The 26336-nt window shown below is 58.9% G+C and carries 24 protein-coding genes; 17 read left to right on the top strand and 7 right to left on the bottom strand.

Annotated features, from left to right (window positions below; all coding sequences use genetic code 11):
- Positions 1 to 124: 124 nt before the first annotated feature.
- Positions 125 to 1414, bottom strand: a complete 1290-nt coding sequence (gene gltA / locus IF199_RS08390; RefSeq protein ID WP_007959044.1) for a citrate synthase — start codon at positions 1412 to 1414, stop codon at positions 125 to 127.
- Between the two features lie 364 nt (positions 1415 to 1778).
- Between gltA and sdhC the strand changes: the two genes are divergently transcribed.
- The 12 genes from sdhC (at position 1779) to IF199_RS08450 (ending at position 16073) form a co-directional block, all read left to right on the top strand.
- Positions 1779 to 2153: a succinate dehydrogenase, cytochrome b556 subunit gene (sdhC, locus tag IF199_RS08395; RefSeq protein WP_055137330.1), complete on the top strand. Its 375-nt coding sequence runs from the start codon at positions 1779 to 1781 to the stop codon at positions 2151 to 2153.
- The gene (gene sdhD, locus IF199_RS08400; RefSeq protein WP_085710546.1) at positions 2147 to 2515 is read left to right on the top strand and encodes a succinate dehydrogenase, hydrophobic membrane anchor protein; all 369 of its coding nucleotides are present in this window, start codon (positions 2147 to 2149) and stop codon (positions 2513 to 2515) included. Before sdhC ends, sdhD begins: the two co-directional genes overlap by 7 nt.
- Positions 2516 to 2518: 3 nt before the next feature.
- Complete coding sequence (gene sdhA / locus IF199_RS08405; RefSeq protein WP_085608857.1) at positions 2519 to 4291, top strand: succinate dehydrogenase flavoprotein subunit; 1773 nt, start codon at positions 2519 to 2521, stop codon at positions 4289 to 4291.
- An 11-nt stretch (positions 4292 to 4302) separates the two neighbouring features.
- On the top strand, positions 4303 to 5007 hold the full coding sequence (locus IF199_RS08410; protein WP_007959035.1) for a succinate dehydrogenase iron-sulfur subunit: 705 nt from the start codon (positions 4303 to 4305) through the stop codon (positions 5005 to 5007).
- Positions 5008 to 5266: 259 nt separating this feature from the next.
- Positions 5267 to 8098: a 2-oxoglutarate dehydrogenase E1 component gene (locus tag IF199_RS08415; protein WP_096822973.1), complete on the top strand. Its 2832-nt coding sequence runs from the start codon at positions 5267 to 5269 to the stop codon at positions 8096 to 8098.
- A 42-nt stretch (positions 8099 to 8140) separates the two neighbouring features.
- Positions 8141 to 9358 carry a 2-oxoglutarate dehydrogenase complex dihydrolipoyllysine-residue succinyltransferase gene (gene odhB / locus IF199_RS08420; protein WP_096822974.1) on the top strand — a complete coding sequence of 406 codons (1218 nt, stop codon included), beginning with the start codon at positions 8141 to 8143 and terminating at the stop codon, positions 9356 to 9358.
- 97 nt (positions 9359 to 9455) lie between these two features.
- Positions 9456 to 10892, top strand: a complete 1437-nt coding sequence (lpdA, locus tag IF199_RS08425) for a dihydrolipoyl dehydrogenase (protein WP_085732276.1) — start codon at positions 9456 to 9458, stop codon at positions 10890 to 10892.
- Positions 10893 to 11091: 199 nt separating this feature from the next.
- Positions 11092 to 12258 (top strand): ADP-forming succinate--CoA ligase subunit beta, encoded by a 1167-nt coding sequence (gene sucC / locus IF199_RS08430; RefSeq protein WP_007919879.1) that lies wholly within the window; start codon positions 11092 to 11094, stop codon positions 12256 to 12258.
- Positions 12258 to 13139, top strand: coding sequence for a succinate--CoA ligase subunit alpha (gene sucD / locus IF199_RS08435; protein ID WP_017127973.1), 882 nt, complete (start codon positions 12258 to 12260; stop codon positions 13137 to 13139). The genes sucC and sucD overlap by 1 nt, the downstream gene beginning before the upstream one ends.
- Before the next feature lie 330 nt (positions 13140 to 13469).
- Complete coding sequence (gene brnQ / locus IF199_RS08440) at positions 13470 to 14783, top strand: branched-chain amino acid transport system II carrier protein (RefSeq protein WP_102620367.1); 1314 nt, start codon at positions 13470 to 13472, stop codon at positions 14781 to 14783.
- 151 nt (positions 14784 to 14934) lie between these two features.
- Complete coding sequence (locus IF199_RS08445) at positions 14935 to 15672, top strand: DUF599 domain-containing protein (protein ID WP_192560113.1); 738 nt, start codon at positions 14935 to 14937, stop codon at positions 15670 to 15672.
- Complete coding sequence (locus IF199_RS08450; RefSeq protein ID WP_096822977.1) at positions 15672 to 16073, top strand: MAPEG family protein; 402 nt, start codon at positions 15672 to 15674, stop codon at positions 16071 to 16073. Before IF199_RS08445 ends, IF199_RS08450 begins: the two co-directional genes overlap by 1 nt.
- A gap of 77 nt (positions 16074 to 16150) precedes the next feature.
- On the opposite strand, the gene IF199_RS08455 is transcribed toward IF199_RS08450, so the two are convergent.
- Positions 16151 to 16387 (bottom strand): hypothetical protein, encoded by a 237-nt coding sequence (locus IF199_RS08455; protein WP_085682944.1) that lies wholly within the window; start codon positions 16385 to 16387, stop codon positions 16151 to 16153.
- A gap of 158 nt (positions 16388 to 16545) precedes the next feature.
- Between IF199_RS08455 and IF199_RS08460 the strand changes: the two genes are divergently transcribed.
- From IF199_RS08460 to IF199_RS08475, 4 genes are all read left to right on the top strand, one after another.
- Entirely contained in the window at positions 16546 to 17022 is a 477-nt protein-coding gene (locus IF199_RS08460) for a PaaI family thioesterase (RefSeq protein ID WP_192560114.1), read from the top strand.
- Positions 17019 to 17471, top strand: coding sequence for a PaaI family thioesterase (locus tag IF199_RS08465; protein ID WP_102620368.1), 453 nt, complete (start codon positions 17019 to 17021; stop codon positions 17469 to 17471). Before IF199_RS08460 ends, IF199_RS08465 begins: the two co-directional genes overlap by 4 nt.
- A gap of 81 nt (positions 17472 to 17552) precedes the next feature.
- Positions 17553 to 19457: a molecular chaperone HtpG gene (gene htpG / locus IF199_RS08470; protein WP_192560115.1), complete on the top strand. Its 1905-nt coding sequence runs from the start codon at positions 17553 to 17555 to the stop codon at positions 19455 to 19457.
- A gap of 68 nt (positions 19458 to 19525) precedes the next feature.
- On the top strand, positions 19526 to 20254 hold the full coding sequence (locus IF199_RS08475; protein ID WP_192560116.1) for a dienelactone hydrolase family protein: 729 nt from the start codon (positions 19526 to 19528) through the stop codon (positions 20252 to 20254).
- 42 nt (positions 20255 to 20296) lie between these two features.
- Here IF199_RS08475 and IF199_RS08480 read toward each other — a convergent pair whose 3' ends face one another.
- Together IF199_RS08480 and IF199_RS08485 are read right to left on the bottom strand one after the other, a co-directional pair.
- Positions 20297 to 21187: a pirin family protein gene (locus IF199_RS08480; RefSeq protein WP_192560117.1), complete on the bottom strand. Its 891-nt coding sequence runs from the start codon at positions 21185 to 21187 to the stop codon at positions 20297 to 20299.
- A 61-nt stretch (positions 21188 to 21248) separates the two neighbouring features.
- The gene (locus tag IF199_RS08485) at positions 21249 to 21665 is read right to left on the bottom strand and encodes an OsmC family protein (protein WP_192560118.1); all 417 of its coding nucleotides are present in this window, start codon (positions 21663 to 21665) and stop codon (positions 21249 to 21251) included.
- A 376-nt stretch (positions 21666 to 22041) separates the two neighbouring features.
- Here IF199_RS08485 and IF199_RS08490 point away from each other — a divergent pair, with 376 nt between their 5' ends.
- Positions 22042 to 23667: a methyl-accepting chemotaxis protein gene (locus IF199_RS08490; protein ID WP_096822983.1), complete on the top strand. Its 1626-nt coding sequence runs from the start codon at positions 22042 to 22044 to the stop codon at positions 23665 to 23667.
- 53 nt (positions 23668 to 23720) lie between these two features.
- On the opposite strand, the gene IF199_RS08495 is transcribed toward IF199_RS08490, so the two are convergent.
- Genes IF199_RS08495 through purM form a run of 3 tightly spaced genes read right to left on the bottom strand, consistent with a single transcriptional unit; the run spans position 23721 to position 26151 of the window.
- Positions 23721 to 24434 carry a DUF3108 domain-containing protein gene (locus IF199_RS08495; RefSeq protein WP_096822984.1) on the bottom strand — a complete coding sequence of 238 codons (714 nt, stop codon included), beginning with the start codon at positions 24432 to 24434 and terminating at the stop codon, positions 23721 to 23723.
- Positions 24435 to 24442: 8 nt separating this feature from the next.
- Entirely contained in the window at positions 24443 to 25093 is a 651-nt protein-coding gene (gene purN / locus IF199_RS08500; protein WP_192560119.1) for a phosphoribosylglycinamide formyltransferase, read from the bottom strand.
- Positions 25093 to 26151, bottom strand: coding sequence for a phosphoribosylformylglycinamidine cyclo-ligase (gene purM, locus IF199_RS08505; protein WP_027614051.1), 1059 nt, complete (start codon positions 26149 to 26151; stop codon positions 25093 to 25095). The genes purN and purM overlap by 1 nt, the downstream gene beginning before the upstream one ends.
- Positions 26152 to 26336 lie beyond the last annotated feature (185 nt).

The raw sequence follows: 26336 nt of genomic DNA on the forward strand, positions 1-26336 counted from the left end.
TTACCGCAGCAACGGATATACACCCAATCCAAAAGACAGCGAAAACCCGCAAAAACAAAAAACGGCCCCCATTCACATGGAGGCCGTTCCCGTTACAACTTAAGACGTTATCGCAAGACAGGTCTTATTTGCGGTCTTCCAGCTTGGTGATATCCCGCGACTCGTAGCCAGTGTACAGCTGACGCGGACGGCCAATCTTGTACGGGCTGGAGAGCATTTCCTTCCAGTGCGAGATCCAGCCGACAGTACGTGCCAGGGCGAAGATCACGGTGAACATGCTGGTCGGAATGCCGATCGCCTTGAGGATGATCCCCGAGTAGAAGTCGACGTTCGGGTACAGCGAGCGTTCGATGAAGTACGGGTCGGTCAGGGCGATCTCTTCCAGGCGCATGGCCAGTTCGAGTTGCGGATCGTTCTGGATGCCCAGTTCCTTCAACACTTCGTCGCAAGTCTGCTTCATCACGGTCGCACGTGGGTCGCGGTTCTTGTAGACGCGGTGACCGAAGCCCATCAGCTTGAACGGATCGTTCTTGTCCTTGGCCTTGGCGATGAACTTGTCGATGTTCGAGACATCGCCGATTTCATCGAGCATGGTCAGCACGGCTTCGTTCGCACCGCCGTGGGCAGGGCCCCACAGTGCGGCGATACCGGCGGCGATACAGGCGAACGGGTTGGCGCCCGAGGAACCGGCCAGACGCACGGTGGAGGTCGAAGCGTTCTGCTCGTGGTCGGCGTGGAGGATGAAGATCCGGTCCATGGCCTTGGCGAGTACCGGGCTGATCGGTTTGATCTCGCACGGGGTGTTGAACATCATGTGCAGGAAGTTTTCCGCGTACGACAGGTCGTTGCGCGGGTACATCATGGGTTGGCCCATGGAGTACTTGTAAACCATCGCGGCCAGGGTCGGCATCTTGGCAACCAGGCGGATCGCGGAGATTTCGCGATGCTGCGGGTTATTGATGTCGAGGGAGTCGTGGTAGAAGGCCGAGAGGGCGCCGACTACACCACACATGACGGCCATCGGGTGGGCGTCACGGCGGAAGCCGTTGAAGAAGGTTTTCAGCTGTTCGTGAACCATGGTGTGGTTCTTCACGGTGCCGACGAACTGGGCCTTTTGCTCTGCAGTCGGCAGTTCGCCGTTCAGCAGCAGGTAGCAGGTTTCCAGGTAGTCCGACTTTTCAGCCAGTTGTTCGATCGGGTAGCCGCGGTGCAGCAGGATGCCGTTGTCGCCATCGATATAGGTGATCTTCGATTCGCAGGAAGCGGTCGACATGAAACCGGGGTCGAAAGTGAAGCGGCCCGTGGCCGTCAGGCCCCGAACATCAATTACATCGGGACCAACGGTGCCGGTTAAAATGGGCAGCTCGACGGGGGCTGCGCCCTCGATGATCAACTGCGCTTTTTTGTCAGCCATGTGGCCTCCTATTTATGCTTGAAATCATCAGACAGACCCCCCACGCAGGGCCCGCACCACTATAGTGAGATAAATTCGAATGTCAATTTGCCTAAAGTCTTGCTCCAGAAGGCTTTAACCGCACTTTTTCCTCGAAATTGACTGCCATTTACGCCTTTTATACAACTTGTGCAATCAGCTATTGGGGGTAGGCGATTGCGTTGTCATTAGTAGCCTAACTGTCTATACTCGGCGACCGACCGCCAAGGGCTTTTGGGCTTGCTTTCATTGGGGGTCGCATCCCTGGGTGGTGGTTACCTGACCAGTGCACTCCCCAACAACTTTGCCCTGATTGTTAGGGGCTCTTCAGTGTGAAAAAAAAGCCGTGAAAAGCCAACGACCTGTAAACCTAGACCTAAGGACCATCAAACTCCCCATCACCGGCGTTACGTCGTTTCTTCACCGTGTTTCCGGCATCATCCTCTTCCTGGGCCTTGGCATCATGCTTTATGCATTGGGCAAATCCCTGGGTTCCGAGGAAGGTTATGTCGAGGTGAAGGCATGCTTGACCAGCCCGCTGGCCAAGTTCGTAGCATGGGGCCTCCTGTCCGCTCTGCTGTATCACCTGGTTGCCGGTGTGCGCCACTTGATCATGGACATGGGCATCGGTGAGACGCTGGAAGGCGGCCGCCTGGGCTCGAAAATTATCATCGCCGTTTCCGTGGTGCTGATCGTTCTGGCAGGAGTTTGGATATGGTAACCAGCGTTACGAACCTTTCGCGTTCGGGCCTCTATGACTGGATGGCACAGCGTGTGTCTGCGGTTGTTCTCGCGGCTTATTTCATCTTCCTGATCGGCTACCTCGCCGCTCACCCGGGCATTGGCTATGAACAATGGCATGGCCTGTTCGCCCACAACGGAATGCGTATCTTCAGTCTGCTGGCACTGGTTGCCCTGGGCGCTCACGCCTGGGTCGGCATGTGGACCATCGCGACTGACTACCTGACGCCGATGGCGCTGGGCAAGTCCGCGACTGCAGTACGTTTCCTTTTCCAGGCAGTATGCGGCGTTGCGATGTTCGCTTACTTCGTCTGGGGTGTGCAGATTCTCTGGGGTATCTGAGTCATGGCTAACATTCCAACGATTTCTTTCGACGCCATCATTATTGGTGGTGGCGGTGCCGGCATGCGCGCTGCGCTGCAGCTGGCACAGGGCGGTCACAAGACTGCCGTGATCACCAAGGTCTTCCCGACCCGTTCGCACACTGTATCCGCCCAGGGCGGCATCACTTGCGCCATCGCGTCCGCTGACCCGAACGATGACTGGCGCTGGCACATGTACGATACCGTCAAGGGTTCCGACTACATCGGTGACCAGGACGCTATCGAATACATGTGTCAGGAAGGCCCGGCTGCCGTTTTCGAGCTGGACCACATGGGTCTGCCGTTCTCGCGTACCGAGCAAGGCCGTATCTACCAGCGTCCGTTCGGCGGTCAGTCGAAGGATTACGGTAAAGGCGGGCAGGCTGCCCGTACTTGCGCCGCATCCGACCGTACCGGGCACGCGCTGCTGCACACCCTTTATCAGGGCAACCTGAAAGCCGGTACCACGTTCCTGAACGAGTACTACGCTGTCGACCTGGTGAAAAACCAGGAAGGCGAATTCGTCGGTGTGATCGCGATCTGCATCGAAACCGGCGAAACCACCTACATCCGCGCGAAAGCCACCGTACTGGCGACCGGCGGTGCAGGTCGTATCTATGCATCCACCACCAACGCCCTGATCAACACCGGTGACGGCGTCGGCATGGCTCTGCGTGCTGGCGTGCCGGTACAAGACATCGAAATGTGGCAGTTCCACCCGACCGGCATCGCCGGCGCCGGTGTACTGGTTACAGAAGGCTGCCGTGGTGAAGGTGGTTACCTGATCAACAAGCACGGCGAGCGTTTCATGGAGCGTTACGCTCCGAACGCCAAAGACCTGGCTGGTCGTGACGTGGTTGCCCGTTCGATGGTTAAAGAAATCATCGCCGGCAACGGTTGCGGTCCGAATGGCGACCACGTAATGCTCAAACTCGACCACCTGGGCGAGGAAGTGCTGCACAGCCGTCTGCCAGGCATCTGCGAACTGTCGAAGACTTTCGCTCACGTTGACCCGGTTGTTGCTCCGGTTCCGGTTGTTCCGACTTGCCACTATATGATGGGCGGCGTTGCCACCAACATTCATGGCCAGGCGATCACCCAGGACGCCGAAGGCGTGGATCAGATCATCCCAGGTCTGTTCGCGGTCGGTGAAGTGGCTTGCGTATCGGTTCACGGCGCCAACCGTCTGGGCGGCAACTCGCTGCTCGACCTGGTGGTTTTCGGTCGCGCTGCCGGCCTGCACCTCGAAAAAGCGCTGACTGACGGCATCGAATACGATGACGCCACTGAAGCCGACATCGAAGCTGCACTGTCGCGCCTGAACGCACTGAACAACCGTACCGACGGCGAAGACGTCGCTACCCTGCGTCGCGAGCTGCAAAGCTGCATGCAGAACTACTTCGGTGTATTCCGTACCGGCGAATACATGCAGAAAGGTATTGCCCAGCTGGCGGATCTGCGCAAGCGCATCGCGAATGTGAAGATCAACGATAAGTCGCAGGCGTTCAACACTGCACGTATCGAAGCGCTGGAACTGCAAAACCTGCTGGAAGTGGCTGAAGCTACCGCCATCGCTGCCGAAGTACGTAAAGAGTCCCGCGGCGCTCACGCCCGTGAAGACTTCGAAGATCGTGACGACGAAAACTGGCTGTGCCACACCCTGTACTTCCCGGGTGACAAGCGCGTCACCAAGCGTGCCGTGAACTTCTCGCCGAAGACTGTTCCGACTTTCGAACCAAAAGTCCGGACTTATTAAGGGTGACCGCCATGTTGCAAGTCAGTGTTTATCGTTACAACCCTGATCAGGACGCTGCGCCGTTCATGCAGGAATTCCAGGTCGATACCGGTGGTAAAGACCTGATGGTGCTGGACGTGCTGGCCCTGATCAAAGAGCAGGACGAGGGTTTCTCCTATCGTCGCTCTTGCCGTGAAGGTGTCTGCGGCTCCGACGGCATGAACATCAACGGCAAGAACGGCCTGGCGTGCATCACGCCGCTGTCCGCTGTCGTCAAAGGTAACAAGTTGATCGTTCGTCCTCTGCCAGGTTTGCCGGTTATCCGTGACCTGGTTGTCGATATGAGCATCTTCTACAAGCAATACGAGAAGGTTAAGCCATTCCTGCAGAACGACACGCCGGCTCCGGCCATCGAGCGTCTGCAGTCCCCTGAAGAGCGTGAAAAGCTCGACGGTCTGTACGAGTGCATCCTGTGCGCCTGCTGCTCGACCTCTTGCCCGTCCTTCTGGTGGAACCCGGACAAATTCCTGGGTCCAGCTGCCCTGCTGCAAGCGTACCGCTTCCTGGCAGACAGCCGTGACACCAAGACGTCCGAGCGTCTGGCGTCCCTCGATGACCCGTTCAGCGTCTTCCGCTGCCGGGGCATCATGAACTGCGTCAACGTATGTCCGAAAGGCCTGAACCCGACTAAGGCCATCGGTCACATCCGTAACATGCTGCTTTCGAGCGGCGTGTGATTCAGAAGCTGTAAAAGTAGTACTGCTTCACCGTAGAGGCTGTGGCGCGGGCTTCAACCCGCGCCAGAGCTATAACCAGAGCAACAGCCATAAGCTGCGGCTCTTATTTTGAAGAAATGAGACAAGCAGGGGCATCCGGGCTGGTACCCGGACTATCAGTGTGATCCTAAGTGGCTTGTTTTGGTCGCTGCATTCGGACTTCTGCAAGTTTGCTCGGTGTCGACACCGATGGTGTTCCCCTAACCGAGGGTGACCAAGCATGCAAGAAAGCGTGATGCAGCGCATGTGGAACAGCGCCTACCTTTCAGGTGGAAACGCTGCCTATGTGGAAGAGCTTTATGAGCTCTACCTGCACGACCCTAACGCTGTGCCAGAAGAGTGGCGCACCTACTTTCAGAAGCTGCCCGCCGACGGCGGCTCTGCCACCGATGTTTCGCACTCCACAATTCGCGATCATTTCGTGCTGCTGGCAAAGAACCAGCGCCGCGCCCAACCGGTTTCCGCCGGCAGCGTGAGCAGTGAGCACGAGAAGAAGCAAGTTGAAGTGCTGCGATTGATCCAGGCCTACCGTATGCGTGGCCACCAGGCAGCCCAGCTTGACCCGCTGGGACTGTGGCAGCGTCCTGCACCTGCAGACCTGTCGATCAATCATTACGGCTTGACCAATGCCGATCTTGATACGACCTTCCGTGCCGGCGACCTGTTCATCGGCAAAGAGGAAGCGAGCCTACGCGAAATTCACGAAGCGTTGCAGCAGACATATTGCCGCACCATCGGCGCTGAATTTACGCATATCACCGATTCCGTGCAGCGCCAGTGGTTCCAGCAGCGTCTGGAAAGCGTACGTGGCCGTCCGACCTACTCCGCCGACATTCAGAGCCACCTGCTCGAGCGCGTCACCGCCGGTGAAGGTCTGGAAAAATACCTGGGTACCAAATACCCGGGCACCAAGCGTTTCGGTCTGGAAGGCGGCGAAAGCCTGATTCCGATGCTCGACGAACTGATCCAGCGTTCCGGTTCCTACGGCACCAAGGAAGTCGTCATCGGCATGGCCCACCGTGGCCGTCTGAACGTGCTGGTCAACACCTTCGGCAAGAACCCGCGCGAGCTGTTCGACGAGTTCGAAGGCAAGAAGAAGGTCGAGCTGGGTTCCGGTGACGTTAAATACCACCAGGGCTTCTCGTCCAACGTGATGACCGCCGGCGGTGAAGTTCACCTGGCCATGGCGTTCAACCCGTCCCACCTGGAAATCGTTTCCCCGGTGGTTGAAGGTTCGGTTCGCGCCCGTCAGGATCGTCGTAACGACCCTACCGGCGAGAAGGTTCTGCCGATCTCCATCCACGGTGACGCTGCATTCGCAGGTCAAGGCGTGGTGATGGAAACCTTCCAGATGTCGCAGACCCGCGGTTTCAAGACCGGCGGTACCGTGCACATCGTGATCAACAACCAGGTTGGTTTCACCATCAGCAACCCGCTGGACTCGCGCTCCACCGAGTACGCGACCGACGTTGCGAAAATGATCCAGGCGCCGATCCTCCATGTGAATGGTGATGATCCGGAAGCCGTATTGTTCGTGACCCAGCTGGCCATCGACTACCGCATGCAGTTCAAGCGTGACGTGGTGATCGACCTGGTCTGCTACCGTCGTCGCGGCCACAACGAAGCTGACGAGCCAAGCGGCACCCAGCCTCTGATGTATCAGCAGATCACCAAGCAGCGCACCACCCGTGAGCTGTACGCTGATCGTCTGACCCAGGGCGGTGTGCTCGACGTTGAGCGTGTTCAGGCGAAAGTCGACGAATACCGCAACGCGCTGGACAACGGTCTGCACGTAGTGAAATCGCTGGTCAAAGAGCCGAACAAAGAGCTGTTCGTGGACTGGCGTCCGTATCTGGGCCACGCCTGGACTGCGCGTCACGACACTCGCTTCGATCTGAAGACCCTGCAGGAACTGTCCGCCAAGCTGCTGGAAATTCCGGAAGGCTTCGTGGTTCAGCGCCAGGTTGCGAAGATCTACGAAGACCGTCAGAAGATGCAAGCCGGCGGCCTGCCGATCAACTGGGGTTACGCCGAAACCATGGCGTACGCGACCCTGGCGTTCGAAGGTCACCCGATTCGCATGACCGGTCAGGACATCGGCCGCGGTACGTTCTCGCACCGTCACGCTGTTCTGCACAACCAGAAAGATGCCGGCACCTACATTCCGTTGCAGAACCTGTACGACGGTCAGCCGCGCTTCGACCTGTACGATTCGTTCCTGTCGGAAGAAGCCGTACTGGCGTTCGAATACGGTTACTCGACCACCACGCCAAACGCGCTGGTGATCTGGGAAGCCCAGTTCGGCGACTTCGCCAACGGTGCGCAGGTTGTTATCGACCAGTTCATCACCAGCGGCGAGCACAAGTGGGGCCGTCTCTGCGGTCTGACCATGCTGCTGCCGCACGGCTACGAAGGTCAGGGCCCTGAGCACTCCTCGGCGCGTCTTGAGCGTTACCTGCAGCTGTGCGCCGAGCACAACATTCAGGTGTGCATGCCGACCACGCCGGCCCAGATCTACCACTTGCTGCGTCGTCAGGTGATTCGCCCGCTGCGCAAGCCACTGGTAGTGCTGACTCCGAAGTCGCTGCTGCGTCACAAACTGGCAATCTCGACGCTGGAAGATCTGGCCGAAGGTTCGTTCCAGACCGTTATCCCGGAAGTCGATGCACTGGACCCGAAAAAGGTCGAGCGCGTTGTTCTGTGCAGCGGCAAGGTCTACTACGACCTGCTGGAAAAACGCCGTGCCGAAGGCCGCGAAGATATCGCCATCGTGCGTATCGAGCAGCTGTACCCATTCCCTGAGGACGACTTGAAAGAAGTCCTGGCTCCTTACACCAACGCCAAAGCGGCTGTCTGGTGCCAGGAAGAGCCGATGAACCAGGGCGCCTGGTACTGCAGCCAGCACCACCTGCGTCGCAGCATCAGCAACCTCAACAAATCTCTCGTACTTGAGTACGCGGGCCGTGAGGCTTCTGCTGCACCAGCATGTGGTTACGCATCGATGCACGCCGAGCAGCAGGAAAAACTGCTGCAAGACGCGTTTACCGTTTAACGCCTTCGCGCACCTGAAACCGAATTTAAGGAACCACAGACAATGGCTATCGAGATCAAAGCCCCCACTTTCCCGGAATCGGTTGCCGATGGCACCGTTGCCACCTGGCACAAACAACCGGGCGACGCCGTCAAGCGTGACGAACTGATCGTCGACATCGAAACCGACAAGGTTGTCCTGGAAGTGCTGGCTACCGCCGACGGCGTACTGGGCGCAATCGTCAAGGGCGAGGGCGACACCGTCCTGTCCGACGAAGTCCTGGGCTCCATCGTTGAAGGCGGCGCTGCTGCTGCCGCTCCGGCTGCCGCTGCTGCACCGGCCGCTGCTGCCGCTGCTCCAGCTGCCGGCGCTGACGAAGACGCTATCGCTGCTCCTGCCGCTCGCAAGCTGGCCGAAGAGAACGGCATCAACCTGGCTTCCGTAAAAGGCACTGGCAAAGACGGCCGTGTGACCAAGGAAGACGTGGTTGCCGCTGTTGAAGCCAAGAAAGCCGCTCCGGCTGCTGCGCCTAAGGCTGCTGCTCCGGCCGCTGCCGCTCCTGTGTTCGCTGCTGGCGACCGCGTCGAGAAGCGCGTTCCGATGACCCGCGTTCGCGCTACCGTGGCCAAGCGTCTGGTAGAAGCTCAGTCGAACATGGCGATGCTGACCACTTTCAACGAAGTCGACATGACCGAAGTCATGGCGCTGCGTTCGAAGTACAAGGACCTGTTCGAGAAGTCCCACAACGGCGTACGCCTGGGCTTCATGTCGTTCTTCGTGAAGGCTGCCACCGAAGCGCTGAAACGCTTCCCGGCTGTCAACGCTTCGATCGACGGCGGCGACATCGTTTACCACGGCTACGCCGACGTTGGTGTTGCTGTTTCCAGTGACCGCGGTCTGGTGGTTCCGGTTCTGCGTAATGCCGAACTGATGAGCCTGGCTGAAATCGAAGGCGGCATCGCCACTTTCGGCAAGAAAGCCCGTGACGGCAAACTGTCGATGGACGAGATGACCGGCGGTACCTTCACCATCACCAACGGTGGTACCTTCGGTTCGATGATGTCGACTCCGATCGTCAACCCGCCGCAGGCAGCGATTCTGGGCATGCACAACATCATCCAGCGTCCGATGGCCATCAACGGTCAGGTCGTTATTCGTCCGATGATGTACCTGGCACTGTCCTACGATCACCGTCTGATCGATGGCAAAGAAGCTGTGACTTTCCTGGTGACCATCAAGAACCTGCTGGAAGATCCGGCTCGTCTGTTGCTGGATATCTGATAGAAGCAGTCACGCGCTGCAAGCTTCAAGCTGCAAGAGAACGCAGCCTGGCTTGCAGCGCGCGGCTTGAAGCTTTTCGCTAAAGAGGATTTTTTGAATGTCGCAGAAATTTGACGTAGTAGTGATCGGTGCGGGCCCTGGCGGCTACGTGGCTGCCATCAAGGCCGCGCAACTCGGTCTGAGCACTGCCTGCATCGAGAAGTACACCGATGCTGAAGGCAAGCAAGCCCTGGGCGGCACCTGCCTGAACGTAGGCTGCATTCCTTCCAAGGCGCTGCTGGACAGCTCCTGGAAATACAAGGAAGCGAAAGAAAGCTTCAACGTCCACGGTATCTCGACCGGCGAAGTCAAAATGGACGTCGCTGCGATGGTTGGCCGCAAGGCTGGCATCGTCAAGAACCTGACCGGCGGTGTTGCCACCCTGTTCAAGGCCAACGGCGTTACTTCGATCCAGGGCCACGGCAAACTGCTGGCCGGCAAGAAAGTCGAAGTCACCAAGCCAGACGGCTCGGTTGAAGTCATCGAAGCCGAAAACGTCATCCTGGCTCCAGGTTCGCGTCCGATCGACATTCCACCGGCTCCGGTCGATCAGAAAGTCATCGTTGATTCGACTGGCGCTCTGGAATTCCAATCCGTTCCCAAGCGTCTGGGCGTGATCGGCGCTGGCGTGATCGGTCTGGAACTGGGTTCGGTCTGGTCGCGTCTGGGTGCAGAAGTGACTGTCCTGGAAGCCCTGGACACCTTCCTGATGGCAGCGGACACCGCTGTTTCCAAGGAAGCGCTGAAAACCCTGACCAAACAAGGTCTGGACATCAAACTGGGCGCTCGCGTGACCGGCTCGAAAGTGAACGGCGACGAAGTCGTTGTGAACTACACCGATGCCAACGGCGAACAGACCATCACTTTCGACAAGCTGATCGTAGCCGTTGGTCGCCGTCCGGTGACCACTGATCTGCTGGCTGCCGACAGCGGCGTGACCCTGGACGAGCGCGGTTTCGTGCACGTTGACGATCACTGCGCTACCACCGTACCGGGCGTATTCGCCATCGGTGACGTGGTTCGCGGCATGATGCTGGCTCACAAAGCCTCGGAAGAGGGCATCATGGTTGTCGAGCGCATCAAGGGCCACAAGGCTCAGATGAACTATGACCTGATCCCTTCGGTTATTTATACTCACCCGGAAATCGCATGGGTGGGTAAAACCGAGCAGGCCTTGAAAGCTGAAGGCGTTGAAGTTAACGTCGGCACCTTCCCGTTCGCAGCATCCGGCCGTGCCATGGCCGCCAACGATACCGGTGGTTTCGTCAAGGTCATCGCCGATGCCAAGACTGACCGCGTATTGGGCGTGCACGTGATTGGCCCGAGCGCTGCAGAACTGGTTCAGCAGGGCGCGATCGGTATGGAATTCGGCACCAGCGCTGAAGACCTGGGCATGATGGTTTTCTCCCATCCGACCCTGTCTGAAGCCTTGCACGAAGCTGCTCTGGCTGTGAATGGCGGCGCCATCCACATTGCCAACCGCAAGAAGCGTTAAGACACAATAAGAAACCACGGCGGTACGGCCCGTCGTGAGCCTTGCGTGCAAGACTCACCGCGGAATGTCCGCTGGACGCAGCCTTGCGTAGCTGCACCGGGTATCCGGAAAGGCTACGCAAGCAGCAGTCACAGGTGGCGCGGCACTCATCAAGAGCGCAGCGCCGAATGCGCAGTACCTAACGAAGACGGTAAAAAGCATGAATCTTCACGAGTATCAGGGTAAGCAGCTGTTCGCTGAATACGGCCTGCCAGTTTCCACTGGTTATGCAGTAGACACCCCGGAAGCAGCAGCAGAAGCTTGCGACAAAATCGGCGGCAGCGAGTGGGTTGTCAAAGCCCAGGTCCACGCCGGTGGTCGCGGTAAAGCGGGCGGCGTAAAGCTGGTTCGCAGCAAAGAAGACGCCAAAGCCTTCGCACAGCAGTGGCTGGGCAAGCGTCTGGTGACTTACCAGACTGACGCCAATGGCCAGCCAGTCACCAAGATCCTGGTTGAATCGTGCACTGATATCGCTAAAGAGCTGTACCTGGGCGCTGTCGTTGACCGTTCGAGCCGTCGCATCGTGTTCATGGCTTCCACCGAAGGTGGCGTGGACATCGAGAAAATCGCTCACGACACTCCAGAAAAAATTCTGAAAGCCACTATCGATCCACTGGTTGGCGCTCAGCCATTCCAGGGTCGCGAGCTGGCATTCCAGCTGGGTCTGGAAGGCAAGCAGGTTGCTCAGTTCGCCAAGATCTTCGTAGGTCTGGCCAAGCTGTTCAAGGATCACGACCTGGCTCTGCTGGAAGTGAACCCGCTGGTGATCAAGGCTGACGGCGATCTGCACTGCCTGGACGCCAAGATCAACATCGACGCCAACGCAATGTACCGTCAGCCTAAGCTGAAGACTTTCCACGATCCGTCGCAGGACGATCCGCGCGAAGCGCACGCTGCCAAGTTCGAACTGAACTACGTAGCGCTGGAAGGCAACATCGGCTGCATGGTAAACGGTGCCGGCCTGGCCATGGGTACCATGGACATCGTCAACCTGCACGGCGGCAAGCCAGCCAACTTCCTCGACGTAGGTGGTGGTGCTACCAAAGAACGCGTTACCGAAGCATTCAAAATCATTCTGTCCGACACCAACGTCGCAGCAGTACTGGTTAACATCTTCGGCGGCATCGTTCGTTGCGACATGATTGCCGAAGGCATCATCGGTGCAGTGAAAGAAGTCGGCGTGAAAATCCCGGTTGTTGTTCGTCTTGAAGGCAACAACGCTGAACTGGGCGCTAAAGTACTGGCAGAAAGCGGTTTGAACATCATCGCTGCTACCAGCCTGACCGACGCTGCTCAACAAGTCGTTAAAGCTGCGGAGGGCAAGTAATGAGCGTCCTGATCAATAAAGACACCAAAGTTATCTGCCAGGGTATTACCGGTTCGCAAGGTAGCTTCCACACCCAGCAAGCCATCGAATACGGCACCAAGATGGTTGGCGGCGTTACTCCAGGCAAAGGCGGCACCGAGCACCTGGGTCTGCCAGTGTTCAACACCGTGAAAGACGCCGTAGCTGCCACTGGCGCCACCGCCAGCGTGATCTACGTTCCGGCTCCTTTCTGCAAGGACTCGATCCTGGAAGCAGCTTTCGGCGGCATCAAGCTGATCGTCTGCATCACCGAAGGCATTCCTACCCTGGACATGCTGGACGCGAAAGTTAAGTGCGACGAGCTGGGTGTCATCCTGATCGGCCCTAACTGCCCAGGCGTGATCACCCCAGGCGAATGCAAGATCGGCATCATGCCAGGTCACATTCACTTGCCAGGCAAGGTCGGTATCGTTTCCCGTTCCGGCACCCTGACCTACGAAGCTGTGAAGCAGACTACTGACGCCGGTTTCGGTCAGTCGACTTGCGTCGGCATCGGTGGTGACCCGATCCCGGGTTCGAACTTCATCGACATCCTGAAGCTGTTCCAGGAAGACCCGAAGACCGAGGCGATCGTGATGATCGGCGAGATCGGCGGTTCGGCTGAAGAAGAAGCGGCTGCCTACATCAAGGCTCACGTGACCAAGCCGGTTGTTTCCTACATCGCTGGTGTGACTGCTCCTCCGGGCAAGCGCATGGGCCATGCTGGCGCAATCATCTCCGGCGGCAAAGGCACTGCAGACGAGAAATTCGCTGCTCTGCAAGACGCAGGCGTGAAAACCGTGCGTTCGCTGGCGGACATCGGCAAGGCCCTGGCCGAGCTGACTGGTTGGGCTGTCAAGTAAGCCTCGCGCTTAGCTGACGCTTTACCAAACAAAGGCCACCTTCGGGTGGCCTTTGTCGTTTCTGGCGTTTGAGTTGACGATGGCCATTTATAGGCACCTACCCAATAACATGCAAAAACGCGACACAGACACGTCGCGTATCGGATAGTTCGCCCTCAAACAGTGCGTTTGTCAGACAAATTCGTTAGGCTAGCAGCCATTTTTGCGTCTGCCGCCCACAAGGCATGCAACGCGCTAAACGGGTCAGTCCCATACGGATTGACAGCATTTCCCTAACCCCACAGGGAAATCCCCCTCTAAATTCCGATTCAGTAGTGTGGTATTTCCTTAATGAAAGTTTTGAAAGGTCAGGACATCCTGGCACTTGGTTTTATGACATTCGCCCTGTTCGTCGGGGCCGGTAACATCATCTTCCCGCCTATCGTCGGTTTGCAGTCCGGACCCAACGTCTGGATGGCGGCGCTGGGCTTCCTGATCACGGCGGTCGGTTTGCCGGTGATCACTGTCGTCGCGCTGGCCAAGGTCGGCGGAGCGATGGATTCCCTGAGCAGCCCGATCGGCAAGATTGCCGGTGGCGTGCTGGCAGCAGCGTGCTACCTCGCGGTCGGCCCGTTGTTCGCAACGCCGCGTACCGCGACCGTGTCGTTCGAAGTAGGCCTGGCGCCGCTGACTGGCGAAAGCCCACTGGCGCTGTTCCTCTACAGCTCGGTGTACTTCCTGCTGGTGTTCTTCATCTCGCTCTATCCGGGCCGTTTGCTGGACACCGTAGGACGGTTCCTTGCGCCGCTGAAGATCATCGCCCTGGCGGTACTCGGCATCGCTGCGTTTGCGCTGCCGGCGGGTGATATCGGCGTGGCCACTCCGGAATACGTCGCGGCACCGTTCTCCCAGGGCTTCATCAATGGTTACCTGACCATGGATACCTTGGGCGCACTGGTGTTCGGCATCGTCATCGTCAACGCGATCCGCTCCCGTGGCGTCGAGTCGCCGGCGCTGATCACCCGTTACGCAATCATCGCCGGGCTGATTGCCGGCGTCGGTCTGGCGCTGGTGTATGTCAGCCTGTTCCGTCTGGGTTCCGGCAGCCATGAAGTGGCCGCTGGCGCTACCAATGGCGCGGCGGTGCTGCACGCTTACGTGCAACACACCTTCGGTTCGCTGGGTAGCGGTTTCCTTGCGGTGCTGATCTCGCTGGCCTGCCTGGTGACGGCGGTCGGTCTGACCTGCGCCTGTGCCGAGTACTTCAGCCGTGTGTTGCCACTGTCCTACAAGACACTGGTGATCATCCTGGCTGCGTTCTCGCTGCTGGTGTCCAACCTGGGCCTGACCAAGCTGATCGCGTTCTCGATCCCGGTACTGACCGCGATCTACCCGCCGTGCATCGTGCTGGTGGCCCTGAGCTTCTGCGCTGCGTTCTGGCATGAACAGAGCCGCATCATGGGCCCGGTGATGTTGGTGTCGTTCGTGTTCGGCACCATCGACGCCTTGAAAGGCGCCGGTCTGGCTGACTGGCTGCCGTCGCAACTGGCCCACCTGCCGCTGAGCGAGCAGGGCCTGGCGTGGCTGGTGCCGTGCGTGATGACCCTGGTAGTTGCCGTGGTTTGCGACCGCCTGCTGGGCAAGCGCGCCGAAGCCCTGGCTTAAGATTGCCCGGCCGCCACAAGCGGCTTCCGAGCGATTAAACAGAAATGCCCCGTATCAATCGATACGGGGCATTTTTTATGGGCGTGAGGCAGTGTCTTTTTCCCTGAGCTAACGTCGAAGGGTTGCCGAAATCTTCATCACAGGGAATTGCATGTCATTCATCCAAGCCAATCAGATCCACTTGCTTGCCGCGCTCTGGTTCGTCATCTGCTGGGGCGGTTACACCCGTTATGCCACCTGGAAGGGCCGCGACACTGCGTGCCTGGCCAGCGTGTTGCACCTGTACCGCGAAGACTGGATGCGCCGTATGCTGCTGCGTGACAACCGCATCGCCGACACCAGCGTGATCGGCAACCTTGAGCGCAACGCCTCGTTCTTCGCGTCCAGCACCCTGATCATCCTGGCGGGCATTCTCACCGTGCTCGGTGCATCGGAGCGTGCGGTGTCGTTGCTGGCGGATATTCCGATGGTGCAACAGGCCTCCCAGGGCATGTCGGAGATCAAGTTGCTGTGCCTGGCGCTGGTGTTCGTCTACGCCTTCTTCACGTTCAGCTGGTGCATGCGCCAGTACAACTTCGCGGCGATCCTGATCGGCTCGGCGCCGATGATCGGCGAGCGGCACGTGTCCGAGCAGGAGCGCAAGGCGTTCGCTTCGCGGGCGGCGCGGGTGATTTCGATGGCGGCCAACCAGTTCAACTTCGGTCTGCGCTCCTATTACTTCGGCATCAGCATGCTGGCGTGGTTCGTCAGCCCGTGGCTGTTCATGCTGATGAGCGCGGGCGTAGTGCTGGTGTTGTATCGCCGCGAGTTTCATTCCGACGTGCTCGATGTAATGGTCTATACCCCTACAGAGGCGCCATTGCCCGAGACGATCAAAGAGGCTGCTTGATGAGTATTCCGTTCTGGTGTGTGTTTATCAGTGCGTTGTTGATCTACGTGGCACGCATGCCGGTGGGCAAGGCCATGAAAGAGCAGGGCGGTTACAACAACCACTTGCCGCGTCAGCAGCAGGCGCAACTCACCGGTTACGGGGCTCGCGCACTGGCAGCGCATCAGAACAGCATCGAAGCGTTTATCTTGTTTGCTGTGGGTGTGTTGATGGCGCATACCACGCAGACGGCGGGATGGCTGATCGATACGTTAGCGATCATCTTCGTGATCGCACGGATTCTCTACTTGTGGTTTTACCTGGCCGATATCCCGAAGCTGCGCAGCCTGGTCTGGCTGATCGGCTTAGTGTGCTCATTGTTGCTGATGATTAGTCCGACTTTTAGAACTGTCTTGCTCTAATTCGGTATTAGCAAAAAATGACAGGCAAAAGAAAACCCGCACTTGGCGGGTTTTCTTTTTTGCCATCGAGAAGCGGCTTATTGCTTCTTGGCCGCTTCGTCTGCAGCGGCTGCGTTCGATTCGGCCTGATCTTTGGCGGCTTCGGCGTTTTCTTTCGCCGCGTCGTTCACTTTATCCTGAGCTTCATTCATTTTCTGCTGAGCTTGTTCAGCATGTTGGTTGGCATCTTGAGCTTTGTCCTCGGATTTTTTATCGCAGGCTGCGAGACCGAGGGAAGCGGTCAACATCAAGGCAATAGCTAAAGTCTTACGCATGGGGTGTTTCTCCTTATGGAAAATAACTACTGGCCTTAAGAACGCAGCCCCGAGGGTTAAGTTCCTCATTTCTCACAGATATATAAGTTTGTTTTGCAATGGAACTTTTGCTGTTCTTTCCACTACCGGGAACAGTGACTAACAAGAGTAATTATCAAATGGCCGAAAACCCTGTTTTTGAGCGCGCGACCCGCTTTCTTTCGGCCCTGCGCCACTGCCAGGTGCTGGGCTTGAAAGTGCACAGCGCCAGCAGCGAAGGCCTGACGGTGGTCTTGCCGTACAGCGCGCAGATCGTTGGCAATCCGCTGACCGGTGTGGTCCACGGCGGGGCGATCACGTCTCTGATGGACACCGCGTGTGGCATGGCCACCCTGTGCGTGCTGCCGGAATTCGAAGTCTGCCCGACCCTGGATTTGCGCATCGACTACATGCATGCCGCCGAACCGCATAAAGATGTCTATGGCTTCGCCCAGTGCTACCGAGTGACCACCGATGTGATCTTCGCCCGGGGCTTCGCCTATCAGGATGATCCCGAACATCCCATCGCCCACGTCGTCGGCACGTTCATGCGCATGGGCAAGGGCCTCAAAGGCACAAAAGGCTTTGGTGGCGCGATCAAGGGAGACAGCCAATGAACGATGATTTCAAGCAGCAACTGCAGGAGGCTCACGCGAAGGCTGACTACGCGCCACTGCTGAAGCTGATTCCCTATGCCGGGCTGATCGGTGTCGAGTGTTCGCGAGTCGGTGATGACCTGCTGTTCAAGTTGCCGGCCAACAAGGACAACATTGGTAACCCTTTATTGCCGGCGATCCACGGCGGGGTGATTGCCGGATTCATGGAGTTGTCCGCCGCCCTGCATCTGTTGATTTTTACCGGTGCGCCCGGCGTGCCGAAGATCATCGACTTTTCCCTCGATTACCTGCGGGCCGGGCAGTTTCGCGATACCTGGGCCAGGTGCCAGGTCTGTCGTCAGGGCCGGCGGGTGGCCAACGTCGCGGTCACGGCCTGGCAAAGCACCGAGAGCGAGCCGATTGCCACTGCCCGCGCCCACTTCAAAATCGACGAGCCCTTGAAATCCTGAACACCGCCCCCAACTCAGTGAACTACCTGCCGCAGACCATTTGGGTCGCGGCCAATGCCATCTGATTGGAGTTTGATGACCATGAGTGTGGAAACTCAAAAGGAAACCCTGGGCTTCCAGACCGAGGTGAAGCAACTGCTGCACCTCATGATCCATTCGCTGTATTCCAACAAGGAAATCTTCCTTCGCGAATTGATCTCGAACGCCTCCGACGCCGTCGACAAGTTGCGCTTCGAAGCCCTGGCCAAGCCTGAGTTGCTCGAAGGTGGCGCTGAACTGAAAATCCGTGTGAGCTTCGACAAGGACGCCAAGACCGTCACCCTCGAAGACAACGGCATCGGCATGAACCGTGACGATGTGATTACCCACCTGGGGACCATCGCCAAATCCGGCACCGCCGATTTCATGAAGAATCTCTCGGGCGATCAGAAAAAGGATTCGCACCTGATCGGCCAGTTCGGTGTGGGCTTCTACTCGGCCTTCATTGTTGCTGACAAAGTTGATGTGTACAGCCGTCGCGCCGGCACCGCCGCCAGCGAAGGCGTGCACTGGTCGTCGAAAGGCGAGGGCGAATTCGAAGTCGCCACCATCGACAAACCAGAACGCGGCACCCGCATCGTCCTGCACCTGAAATCCGGTGAAGACGAGTTCGCCGATGGCTGGCGTCTGCGCAACATCATCAAGAAGTACTCCGACCACATCGCGCTGCCGATCGAGCTGCCGAAAGAAGTGGCTGCTGCCGAAGGCGAAGAGAAGCCTGAAGTTGAATGGGAAACCGTCAACCGCGCCAGCGCCCTGTGGACCCGTCCTCGCACCGAAGTGAAGGATGAGGAATACCAGGAGTTCTACAAACACATCGCCCACGACTTCGAAAACCCGCTGTCGTGGAGCCACAACAAGGTCGAAGGCAAGCTCGAGTACAGCTCGCTGCTGTACGTGCCGGCCCGCGCACCGTTCGATCTGTACCAGCGTGAAGCGCCGAAAGGCCTGAAGCTGTACGTACAGCGCGTGTTCGTGATGGATCAGGCCGAGTCGTTCCTGCCGCTGTACCTGCGCTTCATCAAGGGCGTGGTCGACTCCAACGACCTGTCGCTGAACGTGTCGCGGGAAATCCTGCAGAAAGACCCGATCATCGACTCGATGAAGTCGGCGCTGACCAAGCGCGTGCTGGACATGCTGGAAAAACTGGCGAAGAACGAGCCTGAGCAATACAAGGGCTTCTGGAAAAACTTCGGTCAGGTCATGAAAGAAGGCCCGGCAGAAGATTTCGCCAACAAGGAAAAAATTGCCGGTCTGCTGCGTTTCGCATCGACCAACGGCACCGACGGCGAGCAGATCGTCGGTCTGGCCGACTACCTGGCTCGTGCCAAGGAAGGTCAGGACAAGATCTACTACCTCACCGGCGAAACCTATGCGCAGGTCAAGAACAGCCCGCACCTGGAAGTCTTCCGCAAGAAAGGCATCGAAGTGCTGCTGCTGACCGACCGCATCGACGAGTGGCTGATGAGCTACCTGAGCGAGTTCGACGGCAAGAGCTTTGTCGACGTCGCCCGTGGTGACCTGGACCTGGGCAACCTGGACTCGGAAGAGGACAAGAAGGCCGCAGAAGAAGTCGCCAAGTCGAAGGAAGGTCTGGTTGAGCGTCTGAAAACCGCGCTGGGCGAGTCCGTTGCCGAAGTCCGCGTTTCCCATCGTCTGACCGATTCGCCGGCCATTCTGGCTATCGGCGAGCAGGATCTGGGTCTGCAAATGCGTCAGATCCTCGAGGCCAGCGGGCAGAAGGTGCCGGATTCGAAGCCGATCTTCGAATTCAACCCGAGCCACCCGCTGATCGCGAAACTCGACAACGAGACCAGCGTAGAGCGTTTTGGCGACCTGTCACACATCCTCTTCGACCAGGCCGCCCTGGCGGCTGGCGACAGCTTGAAAGACCCGGCCGCTTACGTGAGCCGTCTGAACAAGCTGCTGGTTGAGCTGTCCGCTTGATCAAACTGTAGAAAAACCCGCTTCGGCGGGTTTTTTCATTCTGGTGTTCAACCAATCAGGAGTCAGAAATGAGCCAAGTCACTGTACGTTCCGTGGTCTATCAGATTGACGGCCAGCCTTATGAAGGTCGTCTGGCGTTCGACGCCGAGCACAAAGGTGCGCGTCCGGGGCTGTTGATGGCGCCGAACTGGATGGGTGTCAGCGCTGGCGCTGAAGATATCGCCAAATCGGTGGCGGCCAAGGGCTACGTGGTGCTGATCGCCGACGTGTACGGGCAAGCGGTGCGTCCGCAGAACGGCGACCAGGCTGGCGCGGCGATGATGCCGCTGAAAAATGACCGTGCGCTGCTGCGCAAGCGTATGCAGGCTGCGTTCGAACAATTGCAGAAGCAGGGTGAAGCGGCGGTTGATACCTCGAAACTGGCGGTGTTCGGTTTCTGCTTCGGCGGTTGCTGTGCGCTGGACCTGGCCCGCACCGGTGCGGCGCTCAAGGCTGCGGTATCGTTCCACGGCACGCTGGATTCGCCGAACCCGGCGGATGCGAAAAACATCAAGGGCTCGGTGCTGGTGCTGCACGGCGCTTCCGATCCGCTGGTGCCGAAAGAGCAACTGCCGGCATTTGAAGACGAGATGAATGCGGCTGGCGTGGACTGGCAATTGCTGAGCTACGGCGGTGCGGTGCACTCGTTCACCGATCCGCACGCCAATGTGCCGGGCATGATGATGTACGACGCGAAAACCGCTGCGCGGGCGTTCAAGTCGATGCATGACTTGCTGGAAGAAGTGTTCAAGGGCTGATTCGGTTGAAAGCACTCCCACGCCTGGCGTGGGAGTGTTCGTTTACAGCGGTGTCGGCTCGCTGCGCGATTTCGGCAGCTCGATCCGCTCGACTTCCCCCGGTACCGTCGGCCAATCCCCGGCCGCCCACTTGCGCCGGGCCTCATCGATCACCGTCGGATCGCTCGCGACAAAATTCCAGTTGATCCGCCGTGGCCCATCCAGTGGCGCGCCGCCGAACAGTACGGCATGACTGTCGCTCTCGGCGAACAGGCTCATCTCTTCCCCGGCCGGCAACACCACCAGCGCATGGGGTTCGACCGCTTCGCCATTCAATTGCACATCACCGCTCAACACATACAGCGCCCGCTCTTCATGTTCGGTCGGGATCAGCAAGGTGGTCGCGGTTTGCATCTTCAATTCGGCATACAGCGTCGGAGAAAGTACCGGCACCGGCGATTCCAGACAAAAGCCTGACCCGGCAATCATGCGGATCTGCACGCCGAGGTTATCGCTCACCGGCAATGTCGACGCCGGGTGATGGCTGTAATGCCCGGGACCTTGTTCGTGATCCTTGGGCGAGGCGAGCCAGATTTGCAGCCCGTGCATCCTGAAGCTTTGTTCCCACAGCGGTTCGGGCGTGCGCTCGACATGGGCGATCGCGCTGCCCGCCGTCATCCAGCTGACATCGCCGGCACTGACCACCTGATCGGAGCCGAGGCTGTCCTTGTGCTGGATCTGCCCCTCAAACAGATAAGTCAGGGTCGACAGGCCGATGTGCGGATGCTGTCGGATGTTCATCCCTTTGCCTGCGGGATAAACCGTTTCAAGCATGTGGTCGAAAAATACGAAGGGCCCGACGCTGCGGCATTTGGCTGACGGCAGCGGGCGCAGAATCGGCTGGCCTTCGACGTCTTCGGCGCGCGGGCGGATGATCAGGGGTTGGGTGTCCATGGTCCATTCCAGGCTGAGCGGGTGATGCATGGAGCATAACCCGCCGGTGTCGTGGTGGTGATTACTGGCTGTCGAAGCCTTGTGGGGCGTGTGTTTCGATGGTGACTTCGCTGGTGGTCATCAGTTTATGAATCGGGCAGCGATCGGCGACTCGTAGCAGTTCTTCACGCTGGGTATCGGTGAGCACACCTTTGAGCGTCAGGGTGACGTGCAGGGCGTATTTGCCTTTCTGCTCCTGACTGTTGTCGCGTTTGACCTCGACACCGACGCCGGTAAGTGGAATGTCTTTTTTCTTCGCGTACAGCTTCAGCGTCAGGGCCTTGCAGGCGCCGAGGGCGGCGTCGAAGTAATCGTGTGGCTCCGGCGCCGAGCCTTCGCCGCCGGCAGTTGTCGGGACATCGGCAAACAGTTCGTGCTCATCGATCTGTACGGTGTGACGGAAACCTTCGGCGGAGATGGTATTGACGGTGACGGTCATGTGAACCTCGCAAGCAGTAGGAAAAGTCATTCGATCAAATAAGACCTTGCAGGTATAGAGCATTCCCGCAGGGGCGCGTTCCACTTTCTTGCGGGTGCGCGGCAGGGCGACAGGTTATGCCGTTGAGTCGAAGATTACTTGTGTCGGTGTTTCACCTGCGGGGTTGTTTCAAGGTTTTCCAATAATTTCCCATTGATCTTGCAGCGAACGGCGTTCAAGTCCGGCCAATCGACGCTGAATCGTTAATGCCAAGGGTTCGAAGTATTAAGGCCTTTTGATATCACGTTTTGGTCTTACGCAAATTTTCGCCGGGCCGATACCTTCTAAAGCAGCCAGCTGCAGGGTTGATGCAGCGCTTTTGGAAGGAACCAGAGCAATGAGTATCCGTAGTCTCAATATTGCCCCCCGTGCGGGGCTGGGCTTCGGCCTGTTGGCGCTGATGGTGTTCGGCCTTGGCGCATTCGCCTTGCTGCAAATGTCGAACATGCGCGCTCAGTCCGATGAGGTCGACAACAACTGGCTGCCGAGCGTGATGGCGGTGGGTGAAATGAGTCAGGACATGCTACGCCTGCGCGCCCTGACCATGCGCCTGTTGCTCAATCGCGATCCTCAGGCGCTCGATCAGAATGTCGCCAAGCTCAACGAGTTGCGCGGTGTGTTGAGCGAAGCCCAGCAGCGCTACGACGTATTGATCGTGTTGCCCGAAGAGCGGGCGCTGTTCGACCGCTTCAAGGTGGCCGAGCACAAGTATCTGGAGCTTCAGGCCCAAGTGATGGCGCTGTCGGCCCAGAATCGGGTGGAAGAGGCGGCGAGCATTCTCAATGCGCAGATGAGTCCGTTGGCCGATGACATCGCGGTCACCCTGAAAGAGCTGGTGGAGCTGAACAAGCACAATGCCAACCTCGCCACAGAGGCTGCGCGGCTGGTGTTCATCAATTCGCGGGTCTGGGTCGGGGTAATGATCGGCATCACTGCACTGATCACCATTGGCCTCGCGCTGTTGCTGACTCGCAGTATCGTGGTGCCGCTCTCGCAATCGCTGGGGGTTGCCGAAGTAGTGGCCGGCGGCGATCTGACCGGTGACATCAGCATCATCGGCAAGGATGAGCCGGCGCGGCTGCTGCACGCGCTCAAGAGCATGCAGCACAGCCTGCGCGACACCATCCGGCAGATCTCGGAGTCTTCCAGTCAATTGGCCTCGGCCTCGGAAGAGCTGAGCTGCGTCACCGAAGATGCCACGCGAGGGCTGCATCAACAGAGCCTGGAGATCGAGCAGGCCGCTACGGCGGTGAATCAGATGACCGCTGCGGTGGAGGAGGTCGCCAGCAACGCCGTGGCGACCTCCGAGGCGTCGCGCGAGTCGGACCGCATCGCCCAGCATGGTCGTGAGCAAGTGCAGCAGACCGTGTCGTCCATCGAGTTGCTGGCGGATGATGTCACTGCCAACGCCACGCAGGTGGAGGATCTGGCGCAGAAGGTCTACAGCATCAGCAAAGTGCTGGAGGTGATCCGCTCGATTGCCGAGCAGACCAATCTCCTGGCATTGAACGCGGCGATCGAAGCGGCCCGCGCCGGTGACGCCGGGCGTGGTTTCGCGGTGGTGGCCGACGAAGTCCGGGCGTTGGCCCATCGCACCCAGCAATCGACCCAGGAAATCGAGCAGATGATCGGCGGTATCCAGCAGGGCACCGATTCGGCGGTCAGTTCGATGCAGCAGAGCAATGTCCGCGCGCGCTCGACCCTCGATCTGGCGAAAGCTGCCGGGGTGGCGCTGGAGGAAATTGCTTCGGCGTTCACCTTGATCAACGAGCGCAACCTGGTGATCGCCAGTGCGTCGGAAGAGCAGGCTGCCGTGGCGCGGGAGGTGGATCGCAATCTAATGAATATCCGCGATCTGGCGATGCAGACCTCGGCCGGGGCCAATCAGACCAGCGCCGCGAGCCAGGAATTGTCGCGGCTGGCGGTGGATCTGAACAATATGGTGGCCAAATTCTCGGTTTGATCACTGAATGACAGGCGAAAAAAAGCCCCGCAATCGCGGGGCTTTTCGTTGAATCAGCTGCCTTTGACAGGCTTGCCGTTGACCGTGCCGTCGAGGAGCATGATGTTGTACTCCTTGCCGTCGGTTTCGACCTGTTGCAGGCGGACCAGCAGGTAATCCCAGTCCTTGGCGAACCACATCACGGTGGTGCGCTTGCTTTGTGTCGGGTCGCGCACGCGCTCGACCTTGATCGCGTCGATCTTGCCGGCCTTGGTCTCGACTTTCTCGGAGCCCAATACGCGGAAGTCATAGGTATCGACTTCACCGCCGTCGACCACTTGATAGCTCATGGTCTTCTTGCCGGAGGCGACGTCATGCTGCAGTGCCAGCTGGTAAGTGGACTTGTCGACCATGCCACGGTTCAGCGGGACTTTTACCGCGTCGCCGCGATCGGTGCCGGTGACCATCTTGGTGGTCCAGTCGAAGTCCAGGTCAGCCTTTTTCGCTTTACCCAGGCCGCCACGTTCGAAGTGGTAGGACTGCGGGAGCAGGGTGTCCTTGTCCAGGGTCAGGGTGCTTTCTTCGGACAGGCTGGCGATCATCATCGAAGCCTTGAAGGTGAGCTTCCAGACGCCGTTGGCTTCCTTGGTCAGGCTGCGTTCGGCAGTGCCGCTCATGGGCAACTGTTTCCAGTCGGCGGTGTAGCTGGCGGAGAACGGTTGAAGGTCTGCCGCCTGGGCGAATGGCAGGGCGAGCAGAGCGCAAGCGAAGAGCAGGGCGCGACGCATAAAATCTCCTAGTTTCGAATCAAGTGACCGCTGGCCCCAAGTAACTGGCCATCCAGTAAAGCACCTTGCTCGCCGAGGGTCAGCCGTCCTTCGGCAAACCAGCGTACGGCCATCGGGTAGATCAGGTGTTCCTGAACGTGAACCCGTTGCGCCAGACTCTGCGGCGAATCGTGCAACTCTACCGGTATTACTGCCTGTACGACCAGTGGTCCGCCATCGAGTTCCTCGGTGACGAAGTGCACGGAGCAGCCGTGTTCGGCGTCGCCGGCCTCCAGCGCGCGCTGATGAGTGTGTAACCCTTTGTATTTGGGTAGCAGCGACGGGTGGATGTTGAGCAGGCGACCCTGGTAATGACGGACGAAGTCAGCGCTGAGAATGCGCATGAACCCGGCCAGTACCACGAGTTTGGGCTTGAAGGCGTCGATCAGTTCGATCAGGGCGGCATCGAAGGCCTCGCGGCCTTCGAACCCCTTGTGATCCAGCGAGCGGGTGGCGATACCCGCGTCACTGGCGCGTTGCAGGCCGTAAGCGTCGGCGCGGTTGGAAATCACCGCAGCGATGCGGACCGGGCTGTCGCCGGTCCGCGTGCTGTCGATCAGAGCCTGCAAGTTACTGCCGGTGCCGGACAGCAGCACCACGATATCACAGGTTGCGGACATTAATGAGCCTTAAGGTTCTGCAGATCAACCTGGGCAGCGCCTTCGGCGGCAGCAGCGATCTGGCCGATGACCCAAGGCTGCTCGCCAGCGTCACGCAGGGTGTTCAAGGCAACTTCAACGTGCTCCTGAGCCACGCAGATCACCATGCCCACGCCGCAGTTCAGCACGCGGTGCATCTCGGTTTCGTCAACGTTGCCTTTCTCTTGCAGCCAGTCGAAGACGGCCGGGCGAGTCCAGCTGGCCACGTCAACCACCGCCTGAGCGCCTTTTGGCAGAACGCGCGGGATGTTGTCCAGCAGGCCGCCACCGGTGATGTGGGCCATGGCTTTGACAGCGCCGGTATCCTTGATCAGCTTGAGCAGCGGCTTCACGTAGATGCGGGTCGGGGCCATCAGCAGTTCGGTCAGCGGCTTGCCGTCGAGCTGAACGGTTTCGATGTCGGCACCGGACACTTCGATGATCTTGCGGATCAGCGAGTAGCCGTTGGAGTGCGGGCCGGACGATGGCAGGGCGATCAGGGCATCACCGGTAGCGACTTTCGAGCCGTCGATGATTTCCGCTTTTTCCACGACGCCGACGCAGAAGCCGGCCAGGTCGTAGTCTTCGCCTTCGTACATGCCAGGCATTTCAGCGGTTTCGCCGCCAACCAGGGAGCAGCCAGCCAGTTCGCAGCCTGCACCGATACCGGTGACGACGGTGGCGGCAACATCAACGTTCAGCTTGCCGGTGGCGTAGTAGTCGAGGAAGAACAGCGGCTCGGCGCCGCACACCACCAGATCGTTGACGCACATGGCGACCAGGTCCTGGCCGATGCTGTCGTGCTTGTTCAGGTTCAGCGCCAGGCGCAGCTTGGTGCCGACGCCGTCGGTGCCGGAAACCAGTACTGGCTGTTTGTAGCCGGCCGGGATTTCGCAGAGGGCGCCGAAACCGCCCAGGCCGCCCATGACTTCCGGGCGCGCAGTGCGCTTGGCGACGCTCTTGATGCGTTCGACCAATGCTTCACCGGCGTCGATGTCTACACCGGCGTCCTTGTAGCTCAGGGAGGGTTGCTTGCTCATGATCCAGGCCTTTAGGGGAGGGGATTCAGGGGTAACGACCGAGTCCAGCGGGAACGCCGAAAACGACAGAGGCGATTGCCTCACGCGAAATCGATGTGCCCGGCTGTTGCCGGTCTGCGAAGGCGCGCGATTTTATCAGGCTTGAGGGGCAGCGGCCATCCTCACGCCGACGGGCAGGGGCATAT

Origin of the sequence: Pseudomonas allokribbensis (assembly GCF_014863605.1) — a bacterium.
GTDB classification, from domain to species: domain Bacteria; phylum Pseudomonadota; class Gammaproteobacteria; order Pseudomonadales; family Pseudomonadaceae; genus Aquipseudomonas; species Aquipseudomonas allokribbensis.